The sequence below is a fragment of the Aphanothece hegewaldii CCALA 016 genome, assembly GCF_003007785.1.
GTDB classification, from domain to species: Bacteria; Cyanobacteriota; Cyanobacteriia; order Cyanobacteriales; family Microcystaceae; genus Chroococcus; species Chroococcus hegewaldii.
Map to the genome: position 1 here is coordinate 20,902 of NZ_PXOH01000045.1, position 10,928 is coordinate 31,829.

Genomic DNA, 10,928 nt, shown 5'->3' on the forward strand with positions numbered 1-10,928 from the left:
TCTACACTTCAATTCTTGTTTTACATCCATAAATTGCTTATATTATCTTTATCTTCTTCCCATTTAACAGGATTATTATGAATATAATCTCTAATTCTTTCTAATGAATCATTGTCACGAATAATGTGATCATAAAATCGAGGTTGCCAAGCAAAATAATCATAGCCATTTTTGCGACACCAACGAGTAACGGACGATTTGTAAGCATTAATAATTATTGATAATGAACCTTTTTTTAAAGGAGAAAATTGATTAGATTGATCGTTGTGATTCTGTGATGATTGTAGAGACGCGCCATGGCGCGTCTCTACGGGGTGATCAATTACAACGATACCATGAACATGATTGGGCATGATCACATAGGCATCAATAAAGGTATTATTAAAATGTTCTGGAATTTCTACCCAAAATTGTTGTGCAATTTGACCGAGCGCAGATAATTGCATCTTACCCTGAACGATATCACCAAAGTAACATAAATGATTGCCTGTACAAATCGTTACAAAATACCAACCGTTAGCTGCATAATCATAATTTTTTAATCTAGTTGATTCGATACGATATTTTCCTTTGTATAAGGTCATAATAATTGGGAATAATAGACCGTTTGTTCTATATGATTCCCAAAATTCTGATAAGAATAACGTCAAACTAGATATTTGGTAGAGACGCGATATATCGTTATCGTAGAGACGCGCCATGGCGCGTCTCTACAGGGTATTACTCAATTCCTTCGATGCGATCTTCAACCTCCTGATACAATTCCTGTAAACGTTCGAGGTTTTCTGGTGAGGTTTCCCAGTAACCGCGTCCATTGACTTCAAGCAGAGTACCGACCATTTTGCGGAATGAGTTGGGGTTCAAATTCATCAGACGTTTACACATTTCCTCATCTTCAATGAATGTAGTATTCACGTCTTCATACACCCAGTTATCGACAGCATCGGCGGTTGCACTCCATCCCATCGTATTGACTAGACGCTTCGATAGTTCTCTGACTCCTTCGTAACCATGACTCAGCATCCCTTCGTACCATTTGGGGTTTAATAATTTGGTACGCGCATCTAAACGAACGGTTTCTGATAAGGTTCTGACTTGTGCGTTCGCGGTGGTGGTATCTGCTATAAAAGCAGTGGGTTTTTTACCATCATCCCGTAAACTGGCGACTACTTTGGTCGGGTCGGAGTCGAAATAGTGGGAAACGTCGGTTAAACTAATCTCAGAAGAATCAAGGTTTTGGAAGGTAACTTCAGCCGTTTTGAGAGATGCTTCAAAGAGTTTACGGTTATCTTTCATCACCCCTGGGTTATCGGAGTCGAAAGCGAACCCTTTACGGTTAAGATACATATCCTGTAATTCTTTTTCTTCTTCCCAGCTACTATTCTCTACGGCGAGGTTGATGTTAGAAGAATATGAACCTGAAGCATTCGAGAAGACGCGGGTAGCTGCTTGACGAACACTCAAACCCATTTCTTGCGCTTGTTCTAAGGCGTGTTTGCGAACGAAATTCATTTCGATGGGTTCGTTGGCTTCGGCTGCCATTTTCACCGCTTGATCTAATAAGTTCATCTGGTTAATAAACAGATCGCGGAATACACCTGAACAGTTCACAACCACGTCAATACGGGGTCTTCCGAGTTCTTCTAGGGGAATGAGTTCTAATTTATTGACACGTCCTAACGCATCGGGTACGGGTTTTGCACCCACCATCCACATGATCTGTGCGAGTGACTCCCCATAGGTTTTAATATTATCGGTTCCCCAAAGGACACAGGCGATCGTTTCTGGATACTGTCCACCATTATCGAATTTTTGGCGATCTAATAAGCGATCTACGACGATTTTAGCTGATTTAACGGCGGCCATCGTTGGGATCGACTGGGGATCTAAAGCGTGGATGTTTTTACCCGTTGGGAGTACACCGGGGTTGCGAATGGGATCACCACCAGGCCCAGGTAAGACGTATTCGCCTTCTAATGCTTTGAGTAAACCGCCTAATTCATTATCGGCGCAAACTTGTTCTAAGCAGAATTCGAGATACTCAAAGAGGGGTTTTAATGCCTCTTGATCGACTTTATTGTAACCGAGTTGGTGTAATGCTTCGAGCCAAGGTGCTTTTTTTCCGATATTGAAGAAATTGAGTTTAGAAATCATCGAAACTCTACCATCTGCGTCTATTTGCGCTTTGACTAAGGCTGAGACGGCTGCGCGAGTTGCTAGAGTGATATTTTGTAGGAGTTCAACGTCTTCTAGAATTCCCCGATCGCTATTTTGGTAAACTTGTTCGATATCTCGTCCGATACTATTGGCAATGATCCGAGGTAAAGAGATAATTTCTTCTTCTTCTCGATCTAAGCTGGCGATATTGACTAAGGTTGCGATCGCTTCTTCTGCGGTTGGGGGTTTACCGATGACATGGAGTCCACAGGGAAGTAAACGCGACTCAATTTCCATCAGTTTTCGATAGACTAAACCTACTATCTGATCTCGTTCATCGGCACTTAAGTTAGCCGAATTCGTTTCGGGAAGTTCAATATCTTTATCTAAATTGACGAGGCGACATTTATCCATAATCGTATCAACAATTTGGATACCACGCCCGCTATCTTTGAGAGTTTGATAGGAACCTATTAACTCACTTAATTCCTGTAACCCTTTGTATAAACCTGCATTTTCCGCAGGAGGAGTCAGATAGGAAATAGTTGACGCATAACTACGGCGTTTGGCGATCGTTGCTTCGGATGGGTTATTGGCTGCGTAGTAATAGAGGTTTGGAATATTACCAATGAGGTTATCGGGGTAACATTCGCCAGACATTCCCATCTGTTTTCCTGGCATAAATTCTAAGGAACCATGTGTACCAAAATGTAGTACAGCATCGGCGTGCCAAATTTGGTTGAGATAAGTATAGAATGCCGCAAAACCATGATGGGGACTAGCAGAACGCGAGAACAATAACCGCATCGGATCGCCTTCATAACCAAAAGTCGGTTGTACCCCAATGAAGACGTTACCAAATTGCTTACCATAGATTAGTAGGTTTTGTCCATCACTATTGAGATGTCCTGGTGGTTTGCCCCAATTTTCCTCTAAACGTTCTGAATAAGGGGTTAAACGTTCATATTGTTCAACGGACATCCGATATGCAATGTTTAGCTCTGGACTATGATACTGTGCTTGGGCATCATGTATCACAGCTTCCATTAATGCTTTAGGCGAGTCGGGTAATTCTTGCACATCATAGCCATTACCTTGTAATGCTCTCATCACTTCGTAGATCGACCCGAAAACATCTAAATAAGCCGCAGTTCCGACATTTCCTTTATCGGGAGGGAAACTGAAGACGGTAATGGCGACTTTTTTCTGTAATTTCGGTTTTTTGCGAAGATTTGCCCATTTTAATGCCCGTTGGGTAATGGCTTCGATGCGATCTTGTAGTGCGATCGCTTTTCCTGTTGTACCGTCACGCCCTGATAAAATAATAGGCTCAATTGCGCCGTCTAATTCAGGAATGGCAATTTGTAAAGCCACTTGGATCGGATGTAAACCGAGTTCGCTTTCTTCCCATTCTTGGGTAGTTTGGAAGACAAGCGGTAAGGCACACATATAAGGACGGTTGAGGCGTTTTAATGATTCTATCGCTTTGGGATGGTCTTGACGAGCAGGGCCACCAACGAGGGCGAAACCTGTTAGAGAGACGGCTGCATCAACAATAGGAACTGCTTCGACTCCTTTGACACTACGATCTAGGAAATAAGCATCAACGGGTTTAGAAAAGTCTAACCCACCGGCAAAAACAGGAAGTACCCGCGCCCCCATTGCCTCGAATTCTTGTACGATCGCTACATAGTGAGCATCATCACCTGTAACAAGGTGAGTCCGTTGTAGAATGATTCCAATACAGGGCGCAAGAGGATCTTTAAGATCATCTGGTATATCGGTACGGGTGTTATACCAAGCTAAATATTCTTTGACATCCTCAAACATTTTCATTGACAAAGGATGCCAGATACCCATATCAGGATAGACGACGGGTTCTTTGTAACTGACGTTTTGATCTTTATCGGAAAAGACATATTTATCGGCTAACATCAGCAAGAAGTTTTCCAGGTTATCGGATGAACCGCCTAACCAATATTGAAAACTCAGCATGAAGTTTCGCGCATCTTGGGCTTTTTCAATGGGGAGATATTTTAAAACTTGGGGAAGGGTACGCAATAGCTTTAACATTGCGTCTTGGAACCCTGAACCTGAGTTCTCTTTGCGCTTTTTCATGAACTGGGCGATCGCACTTTTCGACTGTCCGAGTTGTGCCATCGAAAAGCTACCGAGTTTATTCAAGCGCATTACTTGAGGCATTGAGGGAAAGACGACGACTGCATCTAAATGATCTCGATGGGGTTGTACAGCAGCGACTAATTTATCGGCTAAGTCTTCGATAAAAATGAGTGAGGCGATGAAGATATTAGCTTCGGCGACATCCTCTTGAAAGTCCTTGTAATTTTCAGGATCGCGCAATTCTTCAATGAGATAGCCGCTAATTTCAATGGCTAAATTGGTGTTATTGGCATTGATGGCTTTAACGGCAGTAGATAGCGCACTCTGATACTGAGGTTCTAGCACGACATAGACCACCTTAACAAGCGATCGGCCATTTAATGAGTCGGGGACAATGTGGCGGATGGTGGACTTGACGTGAGTGAACATATATGCTGGTTCTCCTTAAGTTTGCTGAGTCGGCTGATTGGGTGATCACTGCTAAAAAGGATTCTTCTGTGTTTGTATCAGAAAAAGTGCATCAACTGAGCGTTTACTCGCTGATTCGACACAATTTGATAAACAATGTGAAATATTTTGTTACAAATATTTGCTATTTTTCTGAGTGTTTACTTGATGATTTGTTTATAAAAATTTATATTATTTATATTGACAAATTTAAAATAATATGTATGAAAATATATTGTTTGGAGACCAAACCCCTACATTTTGTTGATTAGTTTTTATCTTTTAGTATTTAAACCTCGATTAAATACTTCGCTTAAACCTTCGCCGAGTAAAGATAAACCGACAACCATCGTCGTTAATGCCAAACCTGGATATAATGTAGTCCACCAAATACCTGTCGATAAATCAGCTAATGCTTCTTTTAAATCGTGTCCCCATTCGGGTATTTCTTCGGGTAAACCTAATCCTAAAAATCCTAAGCCACCTAATACTAAAATTGCATCGGCCGCATTGAGAGTGAAAATAACAGGAACACTTTGAATAACATTAAAAAAAAGATATTTAGTTAAAACGCGAAATGGTGTTGCGCCTAATGCTTGTGCAGCTTCAACAAATAACTCATTCTTGACGCTAACCGTTTGATTACGGACAATGCGAAAATATTGCGGAATATAGGAAATACTAACAGCGATCGCAACATTAAAAATCCCTCGACCTAAAATAAATGCTAGGGTGATCGATAATAATAATCCAGGCAAAGTATAAATTGTATCCATCAAAAATAGTAAAATTCTATCTATTCTGCCTCCCTGATATCCACTAATTAGCCCTAAAGGAACTCCCACTAACATTGAAATCAATGTTGCTAATAAAACCACTTGTAAAGCGGCTTGTGTACCGAATAGCGTTCGAGAGAAGACATCATATCCTCTAATATTTGTGCCAAACCAATGATTAAAACTAGGGGCTTCTTGAATGGGAAAGCTTAATAAATCTCTGGGATCTTTTAAAATACCAATAGTTTGTAAAATTGGAGCAAATAAAGCAATTAAAATAAAACTAATTGTAATTACTAAGCCAATTCTCATTAACTGAGTTGTTAGATTCGGACGAGATAGACGATTAATTGGTAATTTAAAAGTAGTCATATAATAAAAATAATTAGGAGATATTTCTAAAATGTTTGCTGTTATTACACCCGAAAAAATACAATTACCACCTGGAACCGTTGTCAGACTTCTTGGAACTTGGGCAGATTATCAAGCTATTGTAGAACAATTAGGCGATCGCTCGATTCCTCGTGTAAAATATCGTCCAGGAGAAATTTTATTAATGTCACCCCTACCCATACATGGTCGTCAAGCTCATATCCTAGCTCAAGTTGTTATGGTTGTTCTCGATCATCTTGAACAAGATTACGAAGCTTTTACACCGATTACAATGGATTTACCTGAAATTAGAGGAATTGAGCCTGATTATTGTTTTTATATCGATAATTGGGCGGCTGTTGCGGGAAAAGCTCGTATTAACTGGGGTGTAGATCCGTCTCCTGATTTAATCATTGAAATCGATGTGACAAGTTACACAGATGTTAACGACTATTTACCCTATCAAGTTCCCGAAGCGTGGATCTTTAAAAGAAATCGGCTTTTGATTTATGGTTTAGAAAATAATGAATATACACTTAAAACCAGTAGCCGCTATTTCCCGAATCTAAATATTATAGAAATTATCGAGGAATGTTTGCACAGAGCAAATGAACTTAATACCAGTACAGCCATCCGAGAATTAAGACGAAAGTTAGCCAAAAAAGCTTGATTATTTCATCTAACCAGTCACAATTTACAAGGATTTTACCTCGTTAGACTGTTGTTTATCTTGCAGGGAAATTAATTGCTTTCCACTTGTTGCTTGTTTTTTCTGCCAATCAGCAAATATAGCTTTAAAATCGTAGTTAAAAGATTTAGCGTGTTTCTCTCGTATTTTGTGCAGTTCTTCTAGTAGTTCATCTTCCCACATAAATTTATTCTCCCATCAATTCATAAGGCGTACAAATAATCGGTAATTTATATCCAAAATCCAAACATATTTCAGTAAGTTTTCTTTGGATTTGAGCGTTAGCAATATGTTTACAGTTCCATGTTAGCAAGTAATCTAATTCATGAACGGTAGCTGCGGCAATGTGAATAGCATCATCAGAAGCTTTGGCGGGAAGATTACTTCTAGTGAGAAATTGCAATCCTAAGTCTTGTATAGCTTCGTTAAGTTCAAGCACAGAGAAATTTTGCAGAATTTCCAACCTTTTTCTCGCTATTTCTGGATCACCCTGCCCCGCTTCCTCTAATACAACCTGTGAAATGTATAGGGTAAATTGACTACGGCGAGTGTCCCACCATCTAAAGAGTGATTTCAGAGTTTGCCATAAGAATCAAGTTGTTACTTGGTCTAATAGTCAGATAGCCAATAACACTGGTTTCAAGATAGACGCTTTCACTCATAGATCATTCTTCAAACATCTTCTGATCACTGATTCCAATATTTATAAGTCGCATAAGCTAAAGTTACAACACCTGTGACGATAGCTGCTTCATTGACTTCAAATTCAGGATGATGTAAGGGGAAATTATATTTATCTGAGTAGCCTACCCCTAAACGAAACATACTACCGGGGGCGTGTTGAAGATATACTGAAAAATCTTCAGCCCCTAATGAGGGTTCGTTGAGAATTTCGATATGATCATTCCCCCAAGCTTCTCGACCTGCTTCTTCTAAAATTTGAGTTAAGTTATGATCATTCATTACCGCAGGAACACCGCGACTATATTTAACCTCATAGGTTGCCCCATAAGCTTGACAGATATTAGCGACAATTCCTTCGATCCATTCAGGTAAATTAGCATGAGTTTCGGGGTGAAGCGATCGCACTGTTCCTGACAACCAAACTTGATCGGCGATCACATTCGAGGCGCGTCCTCCACTAATTTGACCAATGGTTAAGACAATGGGACGGAGTGGGTTTTGTGTGCGACTAATGGCTTGTTGTAGTGTGGTTACGACCTGAGACGCGATCCAAATAGCATCGATCGCCTCGTGTGGTCTTGCGCCATGTCCTGACTCGCCATAAATATAAATTTCTAGATCGTCTGCGGCTGCGGTTAATGAGCCGTAACGGATGCCAATATTTCGCGCTTTAATCGACGGAAAGACATGAACCCCAAAAATCGCATTTACATCTCTCATCACGCCATCTTGCACCATCCAAGACGCACCTTGGGCTATTTCTTCGGCGGGTTGGAATATAAATCGTGTGGTTCCGGGCAATGGTTCGGGTAACTGAGATAAAACCATTGCTGTTCCTAACCCGACTGTTGTATGGACATCATGGCCGCAAGCGTGCATAATTCCTGGTTTACGAGAGGCAAACTCTAAGCTAGTGCGTTCTTGAATGGGTAGCGCATCCATATCGGTTCGGATCGCTAAAATGTTTTGACTGGGTGTTTTTCCCGTTAAATCTCCCATAACACCCGTTTTTCCGATGGTTTCTTGTACCTGAAGACCACAGGACGATAATACACCTGCTACATAGGCCGCCGTTTGATATTCTTGTCCGCTTAGTTCTGGATGAGCATGAATATGACGACGAATTTCAATCAGTCTAGGGGCGAGGTTTTCGGCGATATCTTTAATTTGGGAGAGCATGAATCTTTATTTTTTGGTGATTCTATTCATAAATTTTAATCTAATTCTTCTCCCCAAAACTGGAGAGAAAGAGATCTTGTTCTAGGTCCGTCTAATTCGACAAATAGTACAGATTGCCATGTTCCTAGAGCTAGTTTACCATCAACGATCGGGATTACTTCACTGGTACTGAGGGTCATCGCCATTAAATGAGAATGTGCATTCATCGGCTCATCTGGGGGAACAATTCGTAAATGTAAGTCATTATGTAAATATTGGTCAGTATCAGGCGCTAGTTTTCTGAGATAGGTTTTAATATCTTCTAAAAGTCTTTCTTCGTATTCATTAATTGCGATCGCAGTTGTTGTATGACGCGAAAATACACAAACTTGACCATTTTGAATCTTTGTTGTCGTTAATTTTTCCTGTATTTTGGGAGTAATATTATAAATTTCGATACTTTGCTCTGTATCAATATATATAATTTCATGATTGATTTTCATAGATTAATCATAATTTTTGTAACCATTGGTCTAAATCACTTAACTCAAGAAAGTTAAATAATTGTATTCCTAATTCATCTAACTGAGAAATTGTTAGTTGTTTGATTCTCGCTTCTTGAATCATATTAATTTCACCTAGCTTAAGACGAAGCAGACGCAAAATAAGTTCAAGTTTTCCTTGTTGTATTCCTTCTTGTCTACCTTGTTGTTGTCCTTGTTGTCTACTAATTTCTACTTGTTCTTCTGGGGTGGGATAGGGTTGACCATTGATATCATACCAAAGTAGCCATTCTCGATTTACACCTTGGTGAGTGACTCTTTTCCGTCCTATTCCTAGTCCAATATCTGGTAACCAAACGGGTTCACCTGGTAGTAATGTGTATTGTCCATTTTCTAAGCGATAGACTTCTAAGCGAGGTTTTCTTTTTCTGAGGGGGTTATAGACGACATAATACAATACGCCCATTTCTGCGTAGAAGTCTTTCTTTTTGGAATATTCGCCACGACGTTTGTGGGAAACAACTTCAATAACTAAAGTGGGTAGTTTTTGTTCTATCCATAAAACATAACTCAGTCGTAGATTTTCGCTCTTGATACGAGGAACACCGATACTCAAGAAACCATCAGGTACGATCGCAGGTTCATTCGGATCATAGTATATTCCCATATCTACGCCGAAAAACCAATCCATGCGATCTCGCCACAGTGAGGCTAAAATAATCTTTAATAGACCTGGAACGAGATCCTGTAATTCGTTATCCACTGGTTTATCATCTGAGTCGGGCAAATCCTCAGCCGTTGGTAAATTAGCAAGCGGATCATATTTTAGCAGTATCATGATTTTCTAATATTAACTTTTGTAAAATTTCATTGACTTTTTTAGGATCTTCATCTTGCGGGCAATGACCTAATCCTTCTAGTGGTATAAACTGTTTGACGGATGGATAATCTGCTAATTTTTTGCCTAATTCAATGGGTTCCCAAGGGTCTTCAGTTCCCCACAATAAATAAGTCGGACAAGAAATTAGGGGTAATAAATCTTCGGCTAAGGGACCTTGAGAATAGCCGGTAAATGCGATGAATACATCGACTGCGCCCGAATCTTGAGCAGGTTTTAATATTATATCAATTAATTCATCGGTGATTGCTTCTGTATTACGATAAGCTTGTGAGAGAATCTTTTTAATCGTTTTAGGTCGTGCGATTTGTTGAAAGAAATATTGAGCGATAAAACGGTTTTTTAGAATATTTTGAGCAAAAGACGCACCAACATTCCGATACCAAGGAATTGAAGCTCGTTTTTTTTCGTGCAATAATCGAAGAGAACAGTTAAGCGCGGCGACTCCCGTTACTAACTCAGGATAATCGACAGCCATTTGCATTGCAACGATACATCCGATGGAATTTCCCACCAAAAAGACGGGTTTTCCGACAACTTCTTGACAAAAATCAGCGATTTGCTGCGCCCATGTTTCAAAAGTATAGCTAATATCTTGATTCGGTGTTGGTTTTGCTGAACCCCCAAACCCTATTAAGTCTATTGCATAACAGCGACAGTTGTTTCCTAATTCAGATAAATTTTTACGCCAGTGTCCCCATGATGCACCAAAACCATGTATTAAAATGACTGCGGGGCCATTTTCCCCTTTTTGCTGATAAGTAATTGTATATCCTTTCCATAACCAAGTTTTAGGTGAGATATCCGACGCAATGGGAGAAATGGTCATAACAAGCAAAAGGAAGATTATTTTAAACGTTTCTTTTCTTACTTTAGTAGAGTTTTTGGGAAATCTGCAATCTATCCTCTAGGATAATACATCATAATTACGACACCTAAAGTAACTAAAAAACAACCGATTATATCGGGTAAATCTGGTGGAATTCGGTCAATTTTCCAACCCCAAAGTAAAGATAAAATTACAAATACTCCACCATAAGCAGCATATAAGTAGCTATGTAAAATTAATTGTATATTTTTCTCCAAAATATTTGAGAATGTTTTCCACAGCTTCCACTAAAGTT

The 10,928-nt window shown here is 39.8% G+C and carries 10 protein-coding genes and 1 pseudogene; 1 reads left to right on the top strand and 10 read right to left on the bottom strand.

Features of this window, described 5'->3' with window-relative positions:
- Positions 1–20: 20 nt before the first annotated feature.
- The 3 genes from C7H19_RS22850 to C7H19_RS22865 all read right to left on the bottom strand — a co-directional run bounded on the left by C7H19_RS22850 (position 21) and on the right by C7H19_RS22865 (position 5,873).
- The gene (locus C7H19_RS22850; RefSeq protein WP_245927720.1) at positions 21–701 is read right to left on the bottom strand and encodes a transposase; all 681 of its coding nucleotides are present in this window, start codon (positions 699–701) and stop codon (positions 21–23) included.
- A 19-nt stretch (positions 702–720) separates the two neighbouring features.
- The gene (locus C7H19_RS22855; RefSeq protein WP_106459224.1) at positions 721–4,707 is read right to left on the bottom strand and encodes a magnesium chelatase subunit H; all 3,987 of its coding nucleotides are present in this window, start codon (positions 4,705–4,707) and stop codon (positions 721–723) included.
- Positions 4,708–5,000: 293 nt separating this feature from the next.
- Positions 5,001–5,873 carry an ABC transporter permease gene (locus C7H19_RS22865; protein WP_106459226.1) on the bottom strand — a complete coding sequence of 291 codons (873 nt, stop codon included), beginning with the start codon at positions 5,871–5,873 and terminating at the stop codon, positions 5,001–5,003.
- A 31-nt stretch (positions 5,874–5,904) separates the two neighbouring features.
- Between C7H19_RS22865 and C7H19_RS22870 the strand changes: the two genes are divergently transcribed.
- Positions 5,905–6,543, top strand: coding sequence for a Uma2 family endonuclease (locus C7H19_RS22870; RefSeq protein ID WP_106459227.1), 639 nt, complete (start codon positions 5,905–5,907; stop codon positions 6,541–6,543).
- 24 nt (positions 6,544–6,567) lie between these two features.
- Here the strand turns inward: C7H19_RS22870 and C7H19_RS25970 are convergent, their stop codons facing one another.
- The 7 genes and pseudogenes from C7H19_RS25970 to C7H19_RS22900 form a co-directional block, all read right to left on the bottom strand.
- Positions 6,568–6,744: a hypothetical protein gene (locus C7H19_RS25970; protein WP_181280715.1), complete on the bottom strand. Its 177-nt coding sequence runs from the start codon at positions 6,742–6,744 to the stop codon at positions 6,568–6,570.
- 4 nt (positions 6,745–6,748) lie between these two features.
- Positions 6,749–7,223: pseudogene (locus C7H19_RS22875) on the bottom strand (type II toxin-antitoxin system VapC family toxin).
- A gap of 25 nt (positions 7,224–7,248) precedes the next feature.
- Positions 7,249–8,424: a M20 family metallopeptidase gene (locus C7H19_RS22880; RefSeq protein ID WP_106459228.1), complete on the bottom strand. Its 1,176-nt coding sequence runs from the start codon at positions 8,422–8,424 to the stop codon at positions 7,249–7,251.
- 35 nt (positions 8,425–8,459) lie between these two features.
- Positions 8,460–8,906, bottom strand: coding sequence for a secondary thiamine-phosphate synthase enzyme YjbQ (locus C7H19_RS22885; RefSeq protein ID WP_106459229.1), 447 nt, complete (start codon positions 8,904–8,906; stop codon positions 8,460–8,462).
- 7 nt (positions 8,907–8,913) lie between these two features.
- The gene (locus C7H19_RS22890) at positions 8,914–9,744 is read right to left on the bottom strand and encodes a DUF4351 domain-containing protein (RefSeq protein ID WP_181280716.1); all 831 of its coding nucleotides are present in this window, start codon (positions 9,742–9,744) and stop codon (positions 8,914–8,916) included.
- A complete protein-coding gene (locus tag C7H19_RS22895; RefSeq protein WP_106459230.1) occupies positions 9,725–10,633 on the bottom strand; it encodes an alpha/beta fold hydrolase in 909 nt (302 codons plus the stop codon). Before C7H19_RS22895 ends, C7H19_RS22890 begins: the two co-directional genes overlap by 20 nt.
- 71 nt (positions 10,634–10,704) lie before the next feature.
- Positions 10,705–10,890 carry a YnfA family protein gene (locus C7H19_RS22900; protein ID WP_245927722.1) on the bottom strand — a complete coding sequence of 62 codons (186 nt, stop codon included), beginning with the start codon at positions 10,888–10,890 and terminating at the stop codon, positions 10,705–10,707.
- Positions 10,891–10,928: the final 38 nt, after the last annotated feature.